General features: G+C 39.8%; 23 protein-coding genes and 2 riboswitches. Of the genes, 17 read left to right on the forward strand and 6 right to left on the reverse strand.

The genetic code is table 11. The features are described from left to right. Window positions 1–229: 229 nt before the first annotated feature. The 4 genes from QRN39_RS04610 to QRN39_RS04625 all read left to right on the forward strand — a co-directional run bounded on the left by QRN39_RS04610 (window position 230) and on the right by QRN39_RS04625 (window position 3,638). Window positions 230–916 (forward strand): response regulator transcription factor, encoded by a 687-nt coding sequence (locus QRN39_RS04610; protein WP_253622684.1) that lies wholly within the window; start codon window positions 230–232, stop codon window positions 914–916. A 3-nt stretch (window positions 917–919) separates the two neighbouring features. Then, the gene (locus tag QRN39_RS04615) at window positions 920–2,269 is read left to right on the forward strand and encodes a HAMP domain-containing sensor histidine kinase (protein ID WP_050945186.1); all 1,350 of its coding nucleotides are present in this window, start codon (window positions 920–922) and stop codon (window positions 2,267–2,269) included. A 67-nt stretch (window positions 2,270–2,336) separates the two neighbouring features. Further along, complete coding sequence (locus QRN39_RS04620; RefSeq protein ID WP_003211196.1) at window positions 2,337–3,026, forward strand: PepSY domain-containing protein; 690 nt, start codon at window positions 2,337–2,339, stop codon at window positions 3,024–3,026. A gap of 93 nt (window positions 3,027–3,119) precedes the next feature. Continuing rightward, the gene (locus tag QRN39_RS04625; protein WP_050945185.1) at window positions 3,120–3,638 is read left to right on the forward strand and encodes a PepSY domain-containing protein; all 519 of its coding nucleotides are present in this window, start codon (window positions 3,120–3,122) and stop codon (window positions 3,636–3,638) included. Window positions 3,639–3,786: 148 nt separating this feature from the next. Here QRN39_RS04625 and QRN39_RS04630 read toward each other — a convergent pair whose 3' ends face one another. Continuing rightward, complete coding sequence (locus QRN39_RS04630) at window positions 3,787–5,079, reverse strand: aminotransferase class V-fold PLP-dependent enzyme (RefSeq protein WP_253622682.1); 1,293 nt, start codon at window positions 5,077–5,079, stop codon at window positions 3,787–3,789. Window positions 5,080–5,339: 260 nt separating this feature from the next. Here QRN39_RS04630 and QRN39_RS04635 point away from each other — a divergent pair, with 260 nt between their 5' ends. The 3 genes from QRN39_RS04635 (at window position 5,340) to QRN39_RS04645 (ending at window position 7,842) form a co-directional block, all read left to right on the forward strand. Further along, a complete protein-coding gene (locus QRN39_RS04635) occupies window positions 5,340–5,480 on the forward strand; it encodes a hypothetical protein (protein WP_003212346.1) in 141 nt (46 codons plus the stop codon). 132 nt (window positions 5,481–5,612) lie between these two features. Further along, window positions 5,613–5,776: riboswitch (M-box (ykoK) riboswitch) on the forward strand. A gap of 207 nt (window positions 5,777–5,983) precedes the next feature. Then, entirely contained in the window at window positions 5,984–7,342 is a 1,359-nt protein-coding gene (gene mgtE, locus QRN39_RS04640; RefSeq protein WP_003212108.1) for a magnesium transporter, read from the forward strand. Window positions 7,343–7,443: 101 nt separating this feature from the next. After that, on the forward strand, window positions 7,444–7,842 hold the full coding sequence (locus QRN39_RS04645; protein ID WP_003211828.1) for a hypothetical protein: 399 nt from the start codon (window positions 7,444–7,446) through the stop codon (window positions 7,840–7,842). 86 nt (window positions 7,843–7,928) lie between these two features. Here the strand turns inward: QRN39_RS04645 and QRN39_RS04650 are convergent, their stop codons facing one another. Then, a complete protein-coding gene (locus QRN39_RS04650; protein ID WP_050945183.1) occupies window positions 7,929–8,792 on the reverse strand; it encodes a LysR family transcriptional regulator in 864 nt (287 codons plus the stop codon). Between the two features lie 215 nt (window positions 8,793–9,007). Between QRN39_RS04650 and QRN39_RS04655 the strand changes: the two genes are divergently transcribed. Beyond that, a complete protein-coding gene (locus QRN39_RS04655) occupies window positions 9,008–9,379 on the forward strand; it encodes a cupin domain-containing protein (protein WP_284906276.1) in 372 nt (123 codons plus the stop codon). A gap of 265 nt (window positions 9,380–9,644) precedes the next feature. Here the strand turns inward: QRN39_RS04655 and QRN39_RS04660 are convergent, their stop codons facing one another. After that, a complete protein-coding gene (locus tag QRN39_RS04660) occupies window positions 9,645–9,974 on the reverse strand; it encodes a MerR family transcriptional regulator (protein WP_012009715.1) in 330 nt (109 codons plus the stop codon). A 180-nt stretch (window positions 9,975–10,154) separates the two neighbouring features. Here QRN39_RS04660 and QRN39_RS04665 point away from each other — a divergent pair, with 180 nt between their 5' ends. The 3 genes from QRN39_RS04665 to QRN39_RS04675 all read left to right on the forward strand — a co-directional run bounded on the left by QRN39_RS04665 (window position 10,155) and on the right by QRN39_RS04675 (window position 11,336). After that, window positions 10,155–10,313: a hypothetical protein gene (locus QRN39_RS04665; RefSeq protein ID WP_003212375.1), complete on the forward strand. Its 159-nt coding sequence runs from the start codon at window positions 10,155–10,157 to the stop codon at window positions 10,311–10,313. A 38-nt stretch (window positions 10,314–10,351) separates the two neighbouring features. After that, complete coding sequence (locus QRN39_RS04670) at window positions 10,352–10,516, forward strand: hypothetical protein (protein ID WP_050945182.1); 165 nt, start codon at window positions 10,352–10,354, stop codon at window positions 10,514–10,516. Window positions 10,517–10,871: 355 nt separating this feature from the next. After that, window positions 10,872–11,336, forward strand: a complete 465-nt coding sequence (locus QRN39_RS04675) for a MarR family winged helix-turn-helix transcriptional regulator (RefSeq protein ID WP_088004396.1) — start codon at window positions 10,872–10,874, stop codon at window positions 11,334–11,336. Window positions 11,337–11,366: 30 nt separating this feature from the next. On the opposite strand, the gene QRN39_RS04680 is transcribed toward QRN39_RS04675, so the two are convergent. Next, a complete protein-coding gene (locus tag QRN39_RS04680; RefSeq protein WP_251190932.1) occupies window positions 11,367–13,790 on the reverse strand; it encodes a bifunctional diguanylate cyclase/phosphodiesterase in 2,424 nt (807 codons plus the stop codon). 245 nt (window positions 13,791–14,035) lie between these two features. Here QRN39_RS04680 and QRN39_RS04685 point away from each other — a divergent pair, with 245 nt between their 5' ends. The 4 genes from QRN39_RS04685 (at window position 14,036) to QRN39_RS04700 (ending at window position 17,875) form a co-directional block, all read left to right on the forward strand. Beyond that, a complete protein-coding gene (locus QRN39_RS04685) occupies window positions 14,036–14,650 on the forward strand; it encodes a DedA family protein (protein WP_050945180.1) in 615 nt (204 codons plus the stop codon). A 79-nt stretch (window positions 14,651–14,729) separates the two neighbouring features. Beyond that, window positions 14,730–14,901: riboswitch (yybP-ykoY riboswitch) on the forward strand. Between the two features lie 30 nt (window positions 14,902–14,931). Then, entirely contained in the window at window positions 14,932–15,723 is a 792-nt protein-coding gene (locus tag QRN39_RS04690; RefSeq protein ID WP_050945179.1) for a TerC family protein, read from the forward strand. 215 nt (window positions 15,724–15,938) lie between these two features. Next, on the forward strand, window positions 15,939–16,694 hold the full coding sequence (gene sigI / locus QRN39_RS04695; protein WP_034662939.1) for an RNA polymerase sigma factor SigI: 756 nt from the start codon (window positions 15,939–15,941) through the stop codon (window positions 16,692–16,694). After that, entirely contained in the window at window positions 16,691–17,875 is a 1,185-nt protein-coding gene (locus QRN39_RS04700) for an anti-sigma factor domain-containing protein (RefSeq protein ID WP_106029820.1), read from the forward strand. The genes sigI and QRN39_RS04700 overlap by 4 nt, the downstream gene beginning before the upstream one ends. A gap of 39 nt (window positions 17,876–17,914) precedes the next feature. Here QRN39_RS04700 and QRN39_RS04705 read toward each other — a convergent pair whose 3' ends face one another. Then, on the reverse strand, window positions 17,915–18,109 hold the full coding sequence (locus QRN39_RS04705) for an alpha/beta-type small acid-soluble spore protein (RefSeq protein WP_003211343.1): 195 nt from the start codon (window positions 18,107–18,109) through the stop codon (window positions 17,915–17,917). A gap of 129 nt (window positions 18,110–18,238) precedes the next feature. Then, window positions 18,239–18,952, reverse strand: coding sequence for a DUF1836 domain-containing protein (locus tag QRN39_RS04710; protein ID WP_253622679.1), 714 nt, complete (start codon window positions 18,950–18,952; stop codon window positions 18,239–18,241). Between the two features lie 278 nt (window positions 18,953–19,230). Between QRN39_RS04710 and htpX the strand changes: the two genes are divergently transcribed. Next, window positions 19,231–20,130 carry a protease HtpX gene (gene htpX, locus QRN39_RS04715; protein ID WP_003212518.1) on the forward strand — a complete coding sequence of 300 codons (900 nt, stop codon included), beginning with the start codon at window positions 19,231–19,233 and terminating at the stop codon, window positions 20,128–20,130. A gap of 143 nt (window positions 20,131–20,273) precedes the next feature. Beyond that, window positions 20,274–21,620: a TrkH family potassium uptake protein gene (locus QRN39_RS04720; protein ID WP_003211513.1), complete on the forward strand. Its 1,347-nt coding sequence runs from the start codon at window positions 20,274–20,276 to the stop codon at window positions 21,618–21,620. Window positions 21,621–21,632 lie beyond the last annotated feature (12 nt).

A 21,632-nucleotide genomic window follows, 5' to 3' on the forward strand; every position in this document is an offset into this window, starting at 1 on the left:
GCCTCAAGAAAGAGGCTTTTTTTGTTGAGCATCTATTCAATTTGATTTCTCTGTATTTCGTGAGATTGAATGACTATGTTTAAAAATTGATGAAAATGAATACAGCTTTATTAAATATATGTTCCTTTTTTAAGTAAAAAAAGACGTGAAGTTTGTGACTGTTCCAAATGGGAAAGGCAACATATAATAATGGAAAGACAAGCTTGCCTTTTAGATAGGAGAGATAGAGATGAACAAAGGGAAGATACTCGTAGTCGAAGATGAAAAGAAAATTGCAAGGGTGCTGTCACTAGAGCTTGAATATGAAGGATATGAGGTCAAAGTCAAAGAGACAGGTATGAGCGGACTCCAGGCTCTTGAAGAGGAAAGCTTCGATTTGGTGCTGCTTGACGTCATGCTTCCAGAATTAAGTGGTCTTGAAGTGCTAAGAAGGGTTCGAAAGACAAATACAGCGACACCTATTATTTTGATAACAGCAAGAGGGAGTGTGCCTGATAAAGTAAGCGGCCTCGATCTTGGGGCGAATGATTATATTACAAAGCCTTTTGACATAGAAGAATTACTAGCGCGAATTCGTGCGCAGCTAAGGTTGAATATAAAGGCGCAAGAAGAGAAGGAAACGGAGCTTAGCATAGCAGATTTGACCGTCAACGAGAAAACAAGAGACATACAAAGGGCCGGGCAAATGCTTGAGCTCACACCGAGAGAATATGACCTGCTTGTCCACTTGCTGAAGCATCAGCAGCAAGTGCTTACAAGAGATCAGCTTTTAACAGCCGTTTGGGGCTTTGATTACTTCGGTGACACAAACGTAGTGGATGTCTATATTCGTTATTTAAGGAAAAAAGTCGATTACCCATTCGAAAAACAGCTGATTCACACAGTGAGAGGTGTGGGTTATGTGATGAAAGGATAAAGAATGAGATTAAAAAATAAAATTCAGCTTTATACATCGTTGTCCTTGTTTTTAATGGTGCTACTGTTTCATACAGCCATTTATTTTATTTTTTCGATGACCTTGACGCAAAAAGATATGTCCAGGCTGTCTGAGGTCGCTGAAAATATTGCCATTGCTTTAAAAAAATCAGAAGAAGAGGGTCTTCCATCCTCGGAGCTGCTGAAGGCGTACCTACCTCAAAATGGCATGATCCGTGTCGTGACAGAAAAGGGTGAGTCAAAGCTGACTGTCACAAAGGAATCAACGTTTAGCTCACTGCCTTTTACATATGAAACTGGTCAGACAGCAGAAATCAAAGAATACAACAAGCATATGGTTGCGTTCGCTGCGATTCCGGTTATTTGGACAAATGGCGAGATCGTGTCGCTTCAAGTATATGAAGAAATCGAAAATACGGAAGAGAATTTGGCGTTATTAAGAATGATTTTAATCGCTGCTGGCGTTTTAATTATAGTGCTTTCCTATTTTGCTGGCCACATTTTAACAAAACAAATCGTACGCCCTATTAGTAGAATGACGAGCACCATGAAGGCAAGTATGAAGGAGAAGGCGTTTAAGCGAATCAAACTAGCAGGCGATTCAAAGGATGAATTGTATCAAATGGGACAAACCTTTAATGAAATGTCAGAAATCCTCGAGAAGCATTATGAGAAAGAGCAGCAATTCTTGCATGATGCCTCTCATGAATTGAAGACACCGATTACCGTCATTATGAGCTACAGCAATTTACTAAAGCGCTGGGGACAGACACGTCCAGAGGTTATAGAAGAATCCTCTCAAGCGATTCATGATGAAGCGAAAAAAATGAAAAGGCTGACAGATCAATTATTAACACTTGCGAAAAATGGTCAGCCGCTTTACTTGGACATGAAGCCAGTTGATCTTGGTCATTTATGCAAGCAGGTATGTCATACACTTGAAGTCGCAACGAATCGAACCATTGATCCTGATGTGCAAACAGATCAGCCGCTCGTCGCTGAGGGGGATGAAGAGAAAATCAAACAGCTTTTGACCATCTTGATTGATAATGCAGTTAAATATAGTACAGAGCCCGTTGATGTGACCTGCGGATGGGCGGGAGAGAAGCCGTTTATTTCAGTTGTTGACCATGGGATTGGCATAAAAGAAGAGGATCTGCCGAAAATCTTTGACCGCTTTTTCCGTGTGGATGAAGCGAGAAACAGTGAGACGGGCGGAACCGGACTTGGTCTTTCAATTGCGAAGCAAATTGCGGAAGAGCACGGGGCCGAACTGAAGGTGGACAGTCGTATCGGCGAAGGGACAACCATGACCATTCTTTTTCAGAAATAAAATAGGTCTTTTCTCATCAATTTCTCATTTCCTCCTTATAAAATAGGAAATAGGAAGGAGGCGCTGCATGTCTAGAAAAACGAAAATGGTGCTTGCGCTCGCAGGATGTCTCGTCGTTCTTGCAGCCTTTGCAATGCTCATGATTCAAACCATTGATCAAAAAATATTAAGTGAAGCAGAAATCAAAAAAATCATCGCAAAAGACTACAATGGAAACATTACAAATATTGATTTAATCAATCATAAACAGGACTATACCCTGACCCTGGAAAATTCAAATGGGATCTATCAAATCATTGCATCTTCTGCAAGCGGTCAAATGAAAGAAATCAAGCAGTTAAAAAGCTATCAAAAGCCAAATGAAAAAAATGCTGAGCTTCTGGCAGAAGAAGCGGCTGTTAAAAAAGTAAGCGGTACGGTCATTCAAAAGAAAGAAAAGTCCGATCGTTTTATTTTTACGATCCAATCAAAAAAAGAATTATATCAAGTCGATGTCGACAAGCAAACGTTTAAGGTGCTTGAAGCAGAAAAGAAAAACCCAACCTCTAAAGAAAAGAAAATGACAAAAATCACGGTCGAAGAAGCCATCCGAATTGCAGTAAAAGAAGTCGGAGGGACAGTGGATGATGCTGATCTTGAAACATTTAGCGGTATGCTCGTCTTTGAGGTTGAGCTGGATTTGCCTGATGGGCGAGAGGCAGAGGTGCTTGTGAACGCATATACAGGAGACATTGAAGGTATTACGTACGAAAACTAATCCTTTTCTCATGATTTTCTCATGTTTCTTTCCTTCCTTTATCATCTTGTTTCTTTAAGATAAAGGAGAAATCAAATAGAGGAGGACATGAACATGATGAAAAAAGTACTAGTAGCTACAGCATTAACAGGAACTCTTGTCGCAGGTGGTTTTACACTTCAAGCGCAAAATACAAATCAAACAGCAAACGCCGAGCAGGTGGTGCAAAAGAAATCATCGTTTGTCTCAAAGAAACAAGCTGAAAAAGCAGCATTAAAAGTTGTGAAAGGCTATGTGGACGATGTGGATCTTGAGCGTAAAAAAGGAAAATGGGTGTATGAGGTCGAGATTAAAAAAGGCGGCTTTGAATATAAAGTATATGTCGATGCCAAAACAGGGAAAGCGCTGAATGATCCAGTCAAAGAAAAGAAAAAGAATGTGAAAATCACTAAAAAGCAGGCTGAACAAATTGCCCTTGCAAAAGTAAAAGGAACAGTCACAGATTCTGATTTAGATAAAGAAAATGGTGTGTACTTGTATGAAGTCGAAATCACCACACCAAACGGCGAGGAAGTTGATTTTGAGATTTCCGCTAAAACAGGCAAAATCCTGAAGCAAGAATGGGATGATTAATACGGCAGCAATCCTAAGATAAATTTGTATGCGGTCTGAACCGATGGTTCAGACCGTTATTTTTGCTTAAATGATTATATTAAAGTACAAATGAATATCATCTTTTAAACTAAATAGCGTACTTCCATGTATCTGTCCACCAAGCATGTTAATGCTTTTTATGTTGATTGCTTATCATTTCAGTTGTTCTTAAAAACGTCTCAATCTCTTGAATAGTATGACAATGGAGAGGTGATATTCTAATAGCCCCTTTCATTCCAAAGGAATCCAGCATCCTTTTAGAATAAATGCTTGTATTCAACCTTTCATATACGATCACACCGTGCTGTTCATATTGTCTTACTGCATCCTCATGGTTTGTTCCTTCTATCGATATGGCTACGATGAAATCTCTTTTTGATAAATCATGGTCATCAAGATGCACGGTAACTCCTTTGATTTCTCTTAGCCCTTTTACGTTGGGTGTCCCGTCTAGCATTATTTTTAATAAAGACCTTTCTTGTTTTCCGATAGCTTCCATACCTGCTGCGAATAACTGTCGTCTGGCATTCACTGTTGTAAAATGACCTCCAAGCCAGCACACATAATCAACAATTGCGCTAATAGCCGCATAATGAGCAGGTGCTGGAGTTCCTAGACCCCATTCAGTTTCTTTCTTTCCTTTTAACTTATGATGAGGGAGAAGAGCAGCTCTTTCCGATAAATAAGCAATCCCGCAGCCTCTAACACCAAAAAATTTATATGGAGCAAAATTTATCACATCCACAGGTGTTTTTTCAATATCAATTAAACCATGAGGTGCATGTTGAACGGCATCAACCATGATAAATAAGTTTGGTTTCTTTTTTCTTGCCTCTTGTACAATTTGTTCAATGTCTAAAATAGCACCAGAGATATTCGAAGCATAGATGACGCTTAGAAGAACAGTATCTTGATCGATTAATGCCAAGATGTCTTCTACGTTCACTCCACCTGTTAAAGGATTAGACTTGGCCACTCTCAGCTCTTTGTTTAATTTATTTGCATAAAAACTAGCTGCGTCGTAGGCTGCTGGATGTTCTAAGGATGTTGTGACAATATTTGTTCCTTGAATATGTTCTGCAATGATACCCGTAGTTTGAAAGATAGCCTGTGATGCTGTCAGATATGTGGCGAAGCTTCCTTGTTTCACGTTAAAAATGGTTTGAAGATCAACAATCCCCTTTTTCTGGATATCAATCAAGTGTTTTGCAGCTTTATGATTTCTTTCAGAACAATCTGGGATGCCATCAATGATTGAAAATATATGATTTGCTTGTTTTAAACGAAGAGAGCCACCTGCATTGTCAAAAAAGAGTCGTTCCTTTTTTAGGATAGGATCCTCATCAATATATAAAAATTGTTCTCTTACTTTTTTTAAAAAATCATTTGAAAAGTGCATGTTCAGTGTAGATTCGCTCATCATCATATCCCCCAATATTCATTTCTTATACTTAGTATTATACATTGTGTTATCAATCAATGGCTGTACCCTAATCAGAGAGAGCTTTTTTCTGTAAACAATCATTCATTTTTAGCTAAAGCGACGGTTATCAGCGCATTGCCAATGGTGACATTCGCCGCACCTTTATGAGTTCAACTGTTTTGTACTAATCACTCCTTACACTTTCATGTGTAAGGTTTTTTCATTGGGACAAACTACGGGAAAGGAGGCGAGAGAATATGAAGAAAAAAGAAGAAGAGCAGACAATGGACCATGCGGAATATGTTCCGCATCCTGATGGAGAAGGATATGCTTTGTTTTTGCATGATTCCTTTCATCTCCTCTCCCAAGAGGATATGAATCAGCCAGAAGAGGAATAAAAGACATGAAAGGGCGATAGTCTACTTTGTCTATCGCTCTTTTTTTCAAAAGTAAGCGAATACATAAGGGAAATTGGCATCTTGCTTATTGACATCACTGCGCTTTTTCTGTAATCTCAGTGTGTCAACAATATGAGACTTCGTTAGGTGAGGCTCCTGTATGGAGATACGCTGCTGCCCAAAAATGTCCAAAGACGCCAATGGGTCAACAGAAATCATCGACATAAGGTGATTTTTAATGCAGCTGGATTTTTCCTATGCCATACAGTGCTAAAGCTCTACGATTGAAGGAGCAAGTGTTTATTTGTCATGCTTACAAAGCGCCTTCATTCGGTTGAAGGTGCTTTTTTATGAGAAAAGGAGGTGTGGGGATGGATCATCCCGATTCGAGACACATAGAGGATATGTCAAAAGATCAGATTGAGACATCAGATAGAGGAGATCCTGACCCCCGCACATTCTAAGGGATTCGGGTATCTCCTGACTTTGGGGAGGTAACAGCGATGATACAAAATATTACGTATGATGAACTCATTTTACGCATCATTATTTTACTGAGAGATGGAAAACGAAAAGAATTTAAAAACATCATGGAAGAACTTCAGCCATATGATATGGCCTATTTATTTAAAGAGCTTCCAGAGAAACACCGCGGCCGCTTCCTCAGCTTTTTACCAGTCGATGACGTGACAGAAATGATGGGTGAGCTGGAGCGGGAATATCAAGAAATTGTTCTTGAAAAAGTAGGTAAAGACAAAGCGACCTTCGTCACAAACAAAATGGATAACGATGATCTAGCCAACTTGTTTGATGAGATGGAGGATGAGCTAAAGGATCAGCTTTTATCTAACATGGAAGCAGAGGAATCAAAAGCCGTCCAGCTTCTTATGAATTATCCTGCTGAGACAGCGGGACGGATCATGACGAACCGTTATGTTTGGATTCCTCAGCATTTTACAGTGCAGGATGCCGTTGTGAAGCTGAAAAGCTTTGCTGAAATTGCGGAATCAATCAACTATTTATATGTGATTAATGATCAAAAACAGCTTGTAGGCGTTCTCTCATACCGGGATCTCATTTTAGGTGAACCGGATGAAAAGGTACAGGATCTCATGTTTACAAGAGTCATTGCCGTTGGAGCCTTTCAGGATCAGGAGGAAATCGCAAAGCTGATTGAACGATATGATTTCCTTGCGATTCCTGTTGTGGAAGAGAACAATGTCCTAGTCGGAATTGTTACAGTCGATGATATCATTGATGTTGTGATTCAAGAGGCGGGCGAAGACTATGAAAAGTTTGCTGCCTCTGGTAAAGATATCACGTTCGACACGCCGGCATTTGTGGCGGCATACCGCCGTCTTCCGTGGCTCATTTTACTCTTGTTCATTGGGCTGATTTCAGGCAGTATTTTAAATTATTTTGAAGGTACCCTTCAGCAAGTCGTTGCTTTAGCGTTCTTTATGCCGATGATTGCCGGGATGACAGGGAATACAGGGACACAGTCTCTTGCCGTCGTCATTAGAGGGCTTTCAAAAGAAGAATTAACGAAAAAAACCATCATGCGCCTTATTTTTAGAGAGCTGAGAACGAGTATTTACATTGGGATTGTCTGTTCCATTATTATTACAGTCGTCGCAATGGTGTGGCAGGGCAATATGATTTTAGGTTTTGTTGTCGGTTCCTCACTGCTTGCAACACTGATTATTGGGACAATGGCAGGTACGGTTGTACCGATTATTTTACACAGATTAAACGTGGACCCAGCCATTGCATCTGGACCGCTAATCACAACATTGAATGATATTTTATCCTTACTGATCTATTTTGGAATTGCAACCGCATTCCTTCATACACTGATGTAGGATGAAGACTGTAAAACGTGACGTTTTACAGTCTTTTTTGAATAAAGATTGCATATAGCGCTTCCATCCTTTACATTTTAAGGAGAAGGTGGGAGAGAAAAATGAAGAAGTTTTTATTCATTTTAATGTGCATTGTATTGCTAGGTGCATGTTCAAGGGAAGACGAGGGGAAAGACAGAAGACTAGTGGCTGCAGAGCATATGATTGAAGCGATTACCGAAGGAAATAAACAAAAAATAGAAAACATCTATGTTGAAGGTGCTGTCCCAAGCCCAAATGACATTCTAAAGCTGAAAAAAGAATGGGGCATAGAGACGCTTTCTTATGATGATTTTCAATTGGAAGAAGCCAGCATTCACGTCTTTCATGCGAATTACGAAGATGAAAAAACAGGGGAGAAAAAGGCACTGGCCATGCGGGTCATAGAAGATCCTGAAAAAGGCGGTGTACGGATTGACTTTGTAGGACTCGTTGAAGGAACTGACACTTCCTCTCAATGAAAGCTAAAATAATTTTATGTAAAAAGGATAGAAGAGCTGAAAGAATGTCGCTCTATCTATCCTCTTTTTTACCACAAATGACCCGATCACATATGAGTTATGCCCAATAATTCCATAAACCGTGAGAGGGCACTGGTCATGTACGAATCGCGGCGCCTTATAAACACAGTTGGCACGATTCTGTGTGGTTCCGGTAAAGGATGACAGGTAAATCTGCCTTGCACCCGAGATTCAACCATAGATTTTGGTAATACGGTAACCCCTAGCCCGTTTTCAACGCATTTAAGCACGCCCTCTAAAGTGCCATATTCCATTACCTTCATCGGAGCAAAGCCATTGCTCTCTAACCATCGTTGCCAACGCCCCAAATAGATGCAATGCGCAAATGACGAAAGCAATGGTTCATGTAAAATTGATTCTACCTGGAATTCCTCCTGGGAGTAGCTTGTAATGAGAACAAGTGATTCTTCCAATACCGGATATTCAATAATGTCGGGATGAAGAATGGGCCCATCAACCAATGCACCGTCTACCTTGTAGTTGAGAATAGCATGAACCTGATCTACAGTAGGTGCCATATACATGCTTAATTCTACTTGTGAAAATGTCTTGTGATATGCTGCGAAAATGCTGGGCAATCTTGTCGAAGCGGTAGACTCTATAGATCCAATGTGCAAAGTACCTCGCGGAGTAGAGGAAAGCTTTACGGCCTCTATCGCTTCTTCAAAATCGTAGAGTAATTTGTTTGCATATGGCAACAGTTCTCGCCCTGCAGGCGTTAAGGATATCTTTTTGTGATATCGATAGAAAAGAGGAACACCTAATTCTTGTTCAAGACGCTGGATTCGTGCAGTGACATTGGACTGCACATAATTTAATTTCTCAGCAGCTTTTGTAACGCTTTGTTCAATAGCTACTGCTTTAAATATCTCCAAAGATGTAATATCCAAAACAATGCTCCTTTTTGCATCACAAATTGTGATGAACTATACACTATTTTATGATTTTACGTGATCCAACAGAATAAGTAAACTTAATAATATAAGAGGTTGATGCTCATTGTGTCCCTTGGTGTCTCATCATGAGGAGGAGAATTTGCAAGGTAGGGAGTTCTAGCTTAAGAAAGATAAAAAAGACGTTTCCAAGTAAATGAGGAGGGAATCTATTGATTTCAAAGGTTAATATCCAAGAGAAATTTTCGCAAATAAATGATTATTGGAATCCTAGAATAAGTGGAGAGTTGAACGACTCATACATGAAAATGGTAAAAATTAAGGGTGAATTCATTTGGCATCACTATGATGACGAGGATGAAATGTTCTTTGTATGGAAAGGAAATCTAGTCATCCGTTTTAGGGATAGAGAAATAGCGCTTAATGAAGGGGAGTTTCTTGTAATTCCAAAAGGAATTGAACATCAGCCAATTGCTGAAGAAGAAGTTCATTTGCTCTTAATTGAACCAAAAACGACGCTGAACACGGGGAATGTGATCAATGAACGAACTGTTTCGATTCCTGAACGAATGGATAAACGCTAGATCGCCTGCACTTAACAATATACCTAAAACGCTATTTGATATAGTGTTGTTTCTTAGAATGAAATGTTGTGGAACGCCGCCTAAAAAAAGTAAATTTAAACGAATGTCCTTGCCTATATAGCTTATTTCACTGAGTATGATCTGGCATTGCCAAGGGCTTTGGTTTGATAACGGAGACAGCAAAAAAAGCTGTCTCTTTTTCATTAAGCCATGACCAAAAAACAGTACGAACAAAGCCTAAAAGAGTCAGCTAAACTTTATTTGTTTATCGATTTTTGTACCGGAAGTGTGCGTTAATTTGACCTTCCAGCATTTTTTTCTTATATTGTCCGCTTTTTAATGCCTGTTCCTTTTTCTTCATGTCTTTCAAAATCTCCGCTGTTTGCACACCGTCTTCTCGTTTGTTGGCGATGTCCATTAATCGTTCTACATCAGAAAAAGAATATTTACGCGTGCCTCTTGTTGAGCGCTGGGGGTAGATGAGTCTGCGTTCCTCATAATATCGGATTTGCCTGACGGATAGCCCTGTTAATTCACTGACAATCCCGATTGAAATGACTTTTTTATCTTTATAAGATACATCTTCCTGCGTCATATACTCACCCCTGCAAGTCTTTTCTTCATATTATACAGAATGACAACGAAAAAAACCTATCGTTTGTTAGGAAATATAACATAAAAATGAAAAAATGATGGAAGGAAAGTTGACAACATATGTGAAGTGATTGCTACGCTTGCATATAATGATGATGAGTTGAAATAGGAGGAGGAGCATATGATGGAGCAAACACGGATCATCTGTATGGCAAAAGAAATCATCGCATTAGATATGAAGAGGGATGAATTACTGGAGCGATTCATGCAGGCTGCAGGTCAGAATGCGCATGCTCTTCTAAGAGCTGTACAAAATGATTTGTATAAAAGGTCTTCATAAGCACCTGCTCCAGATCAATTGATAGGAGGGGATAATCGGTGCGGCGTATCCTAACAGAAGCTTTAGCGAAGGAAAGACATTATTATACGAAGCAGCTCTGTTCATTAGGAGTGTACAGTCCTAGTGCGGCCAAGAAAATGACAATTAGTGACTTAAAAAAAGAGTATCACTTCTTTTTCAACAAAACAAAGCGTGATTTGTGAAAATCCCTTGAAATGTGCGCATGTCACATAAAGGGTTCTTTTTTTGTTTAATGTTATAGCAATATTGAATTTTGTAGAAATTTGACGAATACAGTGTAAAGAAACATAGAGTCTTTACAGATTATGTTAAACTGTGTCGGATCTTGATGGTTTGCTAAAAAACCTTTTTTTCGAGATGGTTGTGAAAAATAAGAAGGATTTTAAAAGTTTATATCGAAATCTTATACATAACACGAATGGAGTCACTTATGTGGTTGAAAGGGTTTTCAAAAACGTACTTCTATTTTTTACGAAAGGCTCCAACTGCACCGCAAGAAAGCCTTGAAGTTAAAAAAATATTATAAGAGGTAGATATGTGATGAGACTATCGTTTAATGAAGAAGAAGTAGAACGTTCAATGACACTTTACAAGGTATTTGCAAGAGCATTTAAAAGCGTTTCAGAACACAGCATTAGAGACAGCAAAGAGCATGGATTTAATCCAACTGAATTTGCGGTTCTTGAATTGCTGTATACAAGAGGTGCTCAAAAACTTCAGCAAATCGGCTCAAGACTCCTGCTTGTCAGCGGGAATGTGACGTACGTAATTGACAAATTAGAACGAAATGGTTTCATTGAAAGAGAGCAGGACCCAAAGGATAAAAGGTCGGTTTATGCCCATTTAACAGATAAAGGGCGCAGTTATCTTGATAAAATTTACCCGATTCATTCTCTCCGGATTGCGCGTGCCTTCTCAGGCCTCTCGCGAGAAGAACAAGAACAATTGATTAGTCTATTGAAAAAAGCAGGTATTCACAGTCAACATTTATTATTTAGATAGAACGAAAAGGTGCCATGATTGGCACCTTTTTTATGTGTCCAGCTGATGCGCTGGATAGGCAATGAATTTTTCGATATCGTTTGCTGGAAGGGGCTTTGCATAATAAAAGCCTTGCAAGTCGTCACATCCTTGCGCAGATAAAAGCTGCGCCTGCGCAAAGGTTTCAACACCTTCTGCTATGACCTCGAGAGATAGTTGATGTCCCATCGCGATAATGGCACCTGTAATCTGTTCAGATTTTGAATCATTTAAAATATCTTCGATGAAGGATTTGTCGATTTTTAGGCGATGAATGGGCAAATCCTTTAAATAGCTTAAGGAGCTATGCCCTGTACCAAAGTCATCAATACTAATACGAACGCCCAGATGTTTCAGTGAGGTCAGTACCTGTTTTGATTGCTTGATATTGTCCATTGTCATACTTTCTGTGACTTCAAGCTCGAGCAGTGACGGTGTCATATCGTATTTTTTCAGTGTCAGCTTAATCAAATCAATTAAGTCTTCAGAATTGAATTGTTTTGCAGATAAATTGACAGCCACGGGAATTTTCAGCCCGTTGTCATACCACGTTTTAGCCTGCCTGCATGCGGTATCAATCACCCATCTGCCAATATCAATGATCAGTCCTGATTCCTCTGCCAGCTCAATAAAAGCCTCGGGTGATTTTAACGAACCATCTGGTGCTTTCATTCTTAGAAGAGCTTCTACACCAGTCATCTGTCTTGTTTTCGCACTCACTTGCGGCTGGTAATGAAGCACAAACTGTTCTCTTTGAATGGCATCCCGTAGCTCAAGCTCTCGGTTCAACCTATCTTCACTTGATCTTTCCATTGATTCGGTGAAAAACTCATAACGGCTTTGCTTATGTTTTTTGGATAAATACATCGCCATATCGGCTTTCCTCATTAACTCCATCCCATCTTTGCCATTTTGAGGTGAGATAGCGATTCCAATGCTGATAGAAGTAATGAGCTGATGATTCTGGATGAAAAAAGGACGCTCAAATTGCCGAATGATATTTTGAGAAAGCTGTTCAATTTTCTGTGTGTCATGCCCCATGTCAGGGAAGATCATTAAAAATTCATCCCCGCCTAGTCTGGCTATAAAGCCGTTGTCTGGTAAACATTGCGTCAGTCTGTTTGCAGCTGCTTTAAGAAGTAAGTCCCCTATGTTATGACCAAGTGCATCATTGATAATTTTAAAGCGATTCAAATCAAGAAACAGAACAGCCGTCGATGTTCCTGTCTCTTTTTGAGCGGAGAGAACATCACTTAGATGGTTGATGGCGTGGCGCCGATTAGGAAGCTCGGTTAACGCATCATAATGTGCCATGACATGAATTTCTTTTTCTGCAATCCGCTGCTGCGTTAAATCTTTTAAGACAAGATAAATACTGTCAAGCGTATTGTTGACATGAACAGGTATGTAAGTGACATGATAATAATAAAAGCGATCTGCTGCTTTTAGTTCTGCTTCACGTGTGATGGCTTTTTTTGACTCGTAAATAAATTCTTCCCACATGTCAGTCGGCATGACGTATTGGCTGACATCATCACCAATCCAAGAATTGCACATTTTTAGAATTTGTTTACCTGAGTCGTTCGCAGAAAGCACCTTTCGATTGACAGATAACACGATAATGCCATCGATATTATGTTTGATGAGCGATTGGAACCGCTGTTCATTTTCCTTTAGCTTATCTGCCTGCTTCATGATTCGGTGATCTATATAGGCACCAAAAATCATCAGTGTTTGGACAATCAGTGTCATTAAGCCGATGAAAATCGACAGACTGAATGGTGATAGTTCAAGAGAACCACCCCTATAGGGCTGTCCGTCTGAATGAAAAAACATAGTAGAAGCAGCCATACCGGTATAATGCATCCCAGAAACAGCCCCGCCCATCACGAGTGCACCAGCTATTTTTAACAGATGATCCTCCTGCTTTTTCCCGGATCGATGGAGCCGAAAAAAGAGATGAAGCGAAAAGAAAGACGCTATCACAGCAATGAAAAACGAAAGAAAAAAGAGGACTGGATCATAGCTGATTGAGACATTGGCCATTGATTCCATTCCAAGATAATGCATGCTGCAAATAGCTGAGCCCATGGTGATTGAACTAATGAGCAGCCGCCTTGTGGAGAGTTGCTCTTGAATGCATATTGTGAATGCGATCAAGGACCCGACAAAAGATGCCAAAATCGATAAAATGAGCAAGGGTGTTTCATAGGTGATGCCAGCACGCACGTGAAATGCCATCATGCTGATAAAATGCATCGACCATATCCCCATTCCCATGATCAAGGCACCAACGATCAGCCATACCTTTTTCTTTGCACCGCTTGACTGTGCCACTCGGCTGGCTAAATGAAGAGCTGAGTAGGAGGCGACAGTGGCGACTGCGATTGACAGAAAGACAAGCCATCCATTGTAACTTCCTGTTAAATGGGTCATGTAAGAAAACCTCCAGTATCTTAAAACAGACGTATACCTAATATATCGGATCGAATGGCTTCTGTGTTCACTTTTCCTTCACTTAAATACCACAATCAACTTTTTTTTCACCTGTCTTTTATAGTAAAATCAAATTTAATGTAAAAAAACGACGAAAAGTGAATCGTTTCTTCGGTTTTTTTCGTTTAATATATGTGCGATTCTAAAAGAGATAGAATCAGTTAAACGATTATGTGTGAAAGGGATTGATAAACATCGAAGATTTTATTATTTCTTTAGCTGATGCCTTTAAGAACTTGTCATACTTTGGCATCTTCCTTGCATTATGTATTGAATTTGTTCCTGCTGAAGTGGTTCTGCCTCTTGCGGGTTACTGGGTCTCAGAAGGGGACATGGCCTTCATTGGTGTTGTGGCAGCCGGCTCTATTGGCGGCGTGGCTGGCCCTTTGACCTTGTACTGGTTAGGACGTTATGGCGGTAGACCTTTTTTAAATAAATATGGGAAGTACTTTTTTGTTAAACCGGAGTCGCTTGATAAATCGGATGCCTTCTTTGAAAAGCATGGTGGATTCGTCGCATTTAGCGGCCGGTTTATTCCAGGAGTCAGAACGCTTATTTCCATCCCGTGCGGTATTGCCAAGATGAATGTGTGGGTCTTTTGCCTGTACACGTTTTTAGCGATTACGCCTATTACATTTGTATATGTGTATCTTGGATTTGTGCTCGGGGAGAACTGGAAAGAGGTTGGCGCAATGTTAGATCCATATCTTCTGCCGATTGGGATCGGGATTGTGTTGCTTTTCGCGATGTATATATGGCTGAAACGTAGAAAAAGAAAAGCAGAAACACCAACTGCCTAATCACTGGACCCGAGGTGAAAGTCCCCTGTTGACAATATAGTGTCTATTGATTAAACTATAAGTAATCTAAATATTCTTAAATCCCACCAAAGGGGAGTAGCGTCCGGTTTTTACCGGAAACAAAGTCGTCATTACATGGACTTAAGTTCCATCGGCTTTGTTGGCATGATTCTACATATCACATGTCTAGCAAGACCTTTGCCATTACAGGCAAAGGTCTTTTTTGCATTCATAAGCCTTTGTCTGTTGTGGGACAATAGATAAAACAAGGAGGAATGATGATGGATGCAGCAATTATTTTAGAGTACGGGTGGGTTCTTCTCGTACTGATTGGATTAGAAGGGATTTTAGCCGCTGATAATGCGCTGGTCATGGCTGTGATGGTGAAACACCTTCCAGAAAAGCAAAGGAAAAAAGCATTGTTTTACGGACTTGCGGGTGCGTTTGTCATGCGATTTGGTTCCCTGTTTCTTATTTCGTTTTTAGTGGATGTGTGGCAAGTTCAAGCCATTGGTGCAATTTATCTTCTTTATATTTCCATTCACCATATTTTAAAATCGCACGTATTTAAGAAAAAGGAATCAGACACAAACATGAAGCAAAGCGGCTTCTGGGCAACAGTCGTAAAAGTCGAGCTTGCTGACATCGCTTTTGCTGTCGATTCCATCTTAGCGGCGGTCGCATTAGCCGTAACTTTGCCGAAAACAAGTCTTCCGCAAATCGGTGGACTTGATGGCGGTCAATTTATTGTCATTCTTTTAGGTGGTATCATCGGTCTGATCATCATGAGATTTGCAGCGACTGTCTTTGTGAAACTGCTCAAAACAAGACCGAGCCTAGAAACAGCAGCCTTTGTCATTGTCGGGTGGGTTGGTGTGAAGCTCACGCTTTACACACTGTCACATCCAGCCATTGGTATCGTGTCCTCTCATTTTATTCATTCAACATTATGGAAAGTGATTTTCTGGACAGTGCTTCTCGCAATTGCAGCATTTGGCTGGTTTTTATCAAGTCCATCAAGAAAAGGCGGGCAACAAAACAAGGAAAAACAAGAGGTACGCCTAGAAGAGTAGGTTTTTTGAAAGAAATATCATTTCATTTTCATAACACGTATATTACAAATAAGGGGGAGATACCCCCTTATTTCTTTGCTTTTAGACGAAACATTGTAAAGTAGATGATGATATACATGTCATAATTGGGTAACAGGAAATGAATTCCTCATTTCTTCCTTTGCGCTTCCCTCATAAATTAGCTATCATAAATGAGTAATATAGGGAGAACTGAGGTGAAACCATTGCTTAGCCTTTTGTTTAAAAAAGGAAAGAAAAAGCAAACATTAGAGCAGTCGGCTATCAGTATTCAACAAGGTGATATCGAGCTGCAAAATGCATTAATAGAGCAATACAAACCATTTGTCGCTAAGACGGTTTCATCCGTTTGTAAACGATATATAGATGAAAAAGATGATGAATTCAGCATAGGCTTAATTGCCTTTAATGAAGCGATAGAAAAATACTCTGCTGAAAAAGGAAACTCACTCCTTGCTTTCGCAGAATTAATTATTAAAAGAAAAGTGATCGACTATATTCGAAAAGAAGCGAGAAATGCGCCAACGGTTCAAATGGACCTGCAAGAAAGTGAAAATGGCGAGTACTCTCAAAGCATGATTGAAGCAGAGCTGTCTACAAACGAATATAGACGTTTAATTGAACAAGAACACAGAAGAGAAGAAATTGAACATTTTAAAGAACGATTGAAAGTATACGGTCTCACGTTTCAAGAGCTGCTTGAACATTCACCAAAGCATGCAGATGCAAGGCAAAATGCCATTAAAGTAGCTCACACACTCGTTGAACACGATGAGCTCAGAACCATTTTATTTCAGAAAAAACAATTGCCAGTCAAACAGCTTGAAAAGCTAGTGGAAGTCAGCCGCAAAACGATTGAGAGAAATAGAAAATATATCATTGCGATGGCGATCATTATGACGGGTGATTATGTGTATTTGAAAGATTACCTTAAAGGGGTGCTTAATTCATGAGAAGAGGCATTATAGTAGAGAAAAACAAAAAATATGTCACGCTGCTGACCCCTGATGGACAATTTCTGCGGACAAAATATGAACAGCAAGATTATGAAATCGGTCAAGAAGTGACATTTCCGAATGAATCACGTCTCGAAAGAAAAAAAGCCGGTTTTTTTGACTTGCTTCGTTTACGTCCATTAAATGCAGGAATCCTATCAATCGCAGCGATTATTGTCGTGATTTTTACTATGATGCCATCTTTCTCAAGTCAAAAAGCATATGCATATATGACGATTGACATTAATCCAAGCTTTGAACTGAAGCTTGATCACAATTATCAAGTGATCGGTGTCACACCACTGAATAAAGATGCGAAACAAGTACTGGCCAGTATGAAGGATTTAGAAAAAAACGACATGACCAAAGTTGTGCAGGAAATCATAGATGACTGTGACAAAAAAGGTTATGTGAACCACTCTAAGAGTATTTATATTTCAACGGTTTATGAAAACAAGCAGGACCATACATATAAAACCAACGTCAAAAGTAAAATTAACACCATCTCTGGTGAATATCAAAAGCGCGATTACAAGCTAGAAACTGTAGAAAGTGACCTGGAAACAAGAGAAAAAGCTCAAAAGGCAGGCATTTCAACAGGCACATATATCAGAAATCAAGAAATCCAAGACAAAGAACAAGAAGGCATTCAAAAGGATGAAGACGCAGCAGAGAGTGATGCTGTCAAAGAAGAAGAGCCTAAAAAAGATGATGAAGATCAAGCAGACAAAGACAAACAAGAAGACGTCAAGACAGACGATAGCGAAGAGATGAAGCCAGATCAAGAGGCTCCTGAAGCTGAAGACAAAGAGCAGAAGGATCAAGAGAGGGAAGAGCAAGGATCTATTCAAAAGCCACACCAAACAAAACCTGATGATAAAAGCAAAGACAATCAAATAAAGGAAGAAAAGGAACGTTCTATCGATAAAGAACAAAAAAAAAATCACTCAACGGAACCTGATGATAAAAGGAATCCAAACGGCACATCACGTGGTGGTGCTGAAAAGCACGCAAAAAAAAACGACAGGGATCAGAAACAGCCGTCCGCTGAACGAAAAAAAGACCATATGAAGAAGCAGGGAAAAGGTGCACCGTCCCCGTATCGTGAAAACCGGTTTGAGCACACATATGAACAATAAAAAAACGCCAGAATAGCTCCGGCGTATTTCACCATGTTTTTATTTAGATTGATTGCCCATTTGTGATTGAGCCTGTTGAACGAGTCGTTTTGTAATTTCACCGCCAACAGAACCATTTGCACGTGCGACTGTATCTGAACCGAGAGTCACGCCAAATTCTTGAGCGATCTCGTATTTAAATTGATCTAATGCTTGTTCTACTCCAGGAACAAGAAGCTGATTTCGATTTGCCATGTCCATATTCCTCCTTTCACCTCATGTTTGTTGCGCCTTCTTATTTTGAAGAAAACGGCGTACAATTATGCTGGCAATTGCTGCACAAAAAAACCGAGGTGACCTCATCACCTCGGTTTTCTTTTATCCTTATTTAGCTGCCTGTAGCGTATTAAACATCATTTCTTGCGCTGTACTTTGCAAGTGGGAAGTGAACACAGAGAAGACGGTAGAACTGATAATGCCTTTAATCAAATTCCATTGATTCTTCGTTAATTCTGTAAACTCTTCATGGAGCATGTCGGTCTGCTCCTCAGTCATTTCTCGTAAATTTGTTTCCTTTAACGGAAAATGTGTATGGTGATAAATAAAATCTAGGACGTGCGCATATGCTTCATAAAAACGGATTGGACTAATAATATCATCTGTTCGATCTGTGATCGTGTTAAATAAGGCAGATAAGATCAAGCGAATGGCATCAAAGTCAAAAACTGATTTTAAATCCCTGACAATTAATAAAATAACGACCTGATCAATGGAGTACTTCTTGCCAAGCTCTGGATGACCAATCATATCTTTAATATCACGCTTGATCCAATTTTGAATCGCCGTCGATTTAAGAGACGTTAGCTCACACAAGTTGCCAAGCTCAACAATTTCATTTGTAGAAAGACCGTGCTCTGATTTTTGCTTCCGCCGTTCGAGCTTCTCAAAAAACGAAGGGATCTTTAACTCATCATATTCATGATCCTTATCGCCCTTTACAGATAGATTCAAAAGCTGAAGCGGAGTCAGATCTCCCTCTCCTTTTAGAGAATATAGAAGTCTCGTCATGTCAATTCTCGTTAATTTAAAAGTCACCATGTTCCACCTCATTTGTACGTCAAAAACGTGATTATTGATCTAATTCAACATCATAATCTCTTTTTGATGAAAATGCAAAATAAACTAAAATACAGAACGCGGCGTCACAATTTGTTCACTTTTCAGCTGTGGCAAAGTCGTAAATATTGAAGTGACGGGGCTTAAGCCGTTATGATAAACAGAAGGAATGATTCCTTTTTCCTTGCAATTTGAGACGTTTATTTTTATAATTTTATTAATAAGTTCAAATGAACTTAATATGACAGCGGAGGTTATGTATGGGTAAAAGAATATTTCTGTTTATATTAACGAACATTCTTGTTATCACTACGATTGGTATTGTACTGTCGGTTATTAGTGCAGCAACTGGTGTTGGTTCTTATATAGGAGCAGACGGTGGAATTAATTTGGTGGCACTGCTAGTATTCAGTGCAGTTGTTGGTTTTGTTGGCTCGTTCATGTCACTTGCGATGTCTCGCTGGATGGCAAAAATGATGATGGGTGTGCGTGTGTTAAACCCTGAAAAGGATTCATTAACATATGATGAGCAGCAGCTTGTTGACCGCGTGCACAGATTATCAAGAGCAGCAGGCCTTTCTAAAATGCCTGAGGTTGGTATTTATCAATCATCTGAAGTAAATGCTTTTGCGACAGGTCCTTCTAAGAGAAGATCACTTGTTGCCGTTTCAACTGGATTGCTTCATGAAATGGATGATGCAGCAGTTGAAGGTGTAATCGCTCATGAAGTTGCTCACGTTGCGAACGGTGATATGGTGACAATGACGCTGCTTCAAGGGATCGTCAACACGTTCGTTGTCTTCCTTTCAAGAATTGCGGCATGGATCGCAAGCCGCTTTGTTTCGCGTGAAGAGCTTGTTCCGATTGTTCATTTTATTGCAGTGATTGTTTTCCAAATCATTTTCTCTGTCCTAGGAAGCCTTGTCGTGTTTGCATATTCTAGACACCGTGAATTCCATGCAGACCGCGGCGGAGCTGATCTTGCCGGTAAAGATAAAATGGTTCATGCGCTTCGCTCACTTGAGGCGTATACGTCAAGAATCAAAGATGATGATCAAACAGCAGTTGCTACGCTTAAAATCAGTGGTAAACGAAAAGCTTCTCTTTTCTCAACACACCCTGATTTAAACGAAAGAATCAGAAGACTAGAAGCAAAATAAGAAAGACGAAAAGACATTCTGCAACAGGATGTCTTTTTCTTTTTGATGAAAAAGAAAATAAAGCATAAAATATCTTTAAAATCATGTCTCTTTTCATTAAAATGATAAAGTATTCGAAAAGATAGATAAAAGAAGGAATGACAATGAATCCTATCAAAAAGCTAATTGACCGGCTGTCAGCATTTCAGCTGATTGCCCTCTATTATTTTCTTGCTGTAACCGTATCACTTATTCTTCTCAGCCTCCCAGTGGCTCATCAAGAGGGAGTGAAATGGACATTTATTGATGCTCTATTTACGGCGGTGAGTGCGGTAAGTGTCACAGGACTCACTGTCGTTGATACCTCGCAAACATTTAGTGTGGCAGGTATGTGGATCCTTGCGTTTGTCCTGCAAATCGGAGGTATCGGCATTATGACGCTCGGTACCTTTGTGTGGATTGTCATGCGAAAAAGGATTGGGATTAAAGAAAGAAAGCTCATCATGGCAGATCAAAACCAGAGCAATTTATCAGGTATTGTGAAATTAATGAAGCAGGTCTTATATTTAATTTTGCTCATTGAGTTTTTAGGCGGTCTGATTTTAAGCATGTATTTTCTCAAATATTACGATGTTCAAGGAGCATTCTTGCATGGCTTCTTCTCAAGTATTAGTGCGACCACCAATGGGGGCTTCGATATTACAGGGAACTCGCTCATCCCTTACAAGGATGATTATTTTGTCCAATTTATTACGATGCTGCTGATCATCTTTGGAGCGATTGGCTTTCCTGTGCTCGTCGAAGTAAAGGATTATTTATTTAATCAGGACCGAAAGCACGCATCGTTTTCATTGTTTACAAAAATCACAACGATTACGTTTGGCGGTCTTGTCGTTGTTGGAGCGATTGGCATATATGCACTTGAAGCCGGGTTCAGCTTCCTAGGGAAAAGCTGGCACGAAATCTTGTTTTATTCTTTTTTCCAATCGACCGCAACAAGAAGTGGGGGTTTGACAACATTAGATATTACCCAGCTGACAGAACCGACCCTTTTATTTCTATGTATGCTTATGTTTATCGGGGCTTCCCCAAGCTCTGTGGGAGGCGGAATTCGAACAACTACGTTTGCCCTTAATTTACTCGCACTGTTTCATTTTGCTAGGGGAAATAAGTCCATTAAAATTTTCAAAAGAGAGCTTCATCAAGCGGATATTAACAAATCCTTGATGGTGACGATGATGGCCTTTATTTTGGTGTTTGGCGCTACGTTCCTGTTATCCTTATCCGAGCATAATACACTTCTAGAAAATTTATTTGAAGTTTGCTCTGCATTCGGAACAACAGGGCTATCGCTAGGAATCACCTCGGACCTTACGGTGTTCGGTAAATGTATCATTATGGTCGTCATGTTTATTGGACGGATCGGCATTCCAAGCTTCTTATATTTAATTGGCCGAAGAGAAAGCGAAGCGAATTATCATTATCCGAAAGAGCGCGTCATCATCGGCTAAACAGCATTCCGA

The organism is Bacillus sp. lyk4-R2A-2 (assembly GCF_030209735.1).
Lineage (GTDB): Bacteria > Bacillota > Bacilli > Bacillales > Bacillaceae > Bacillus > Bacillus pumilus.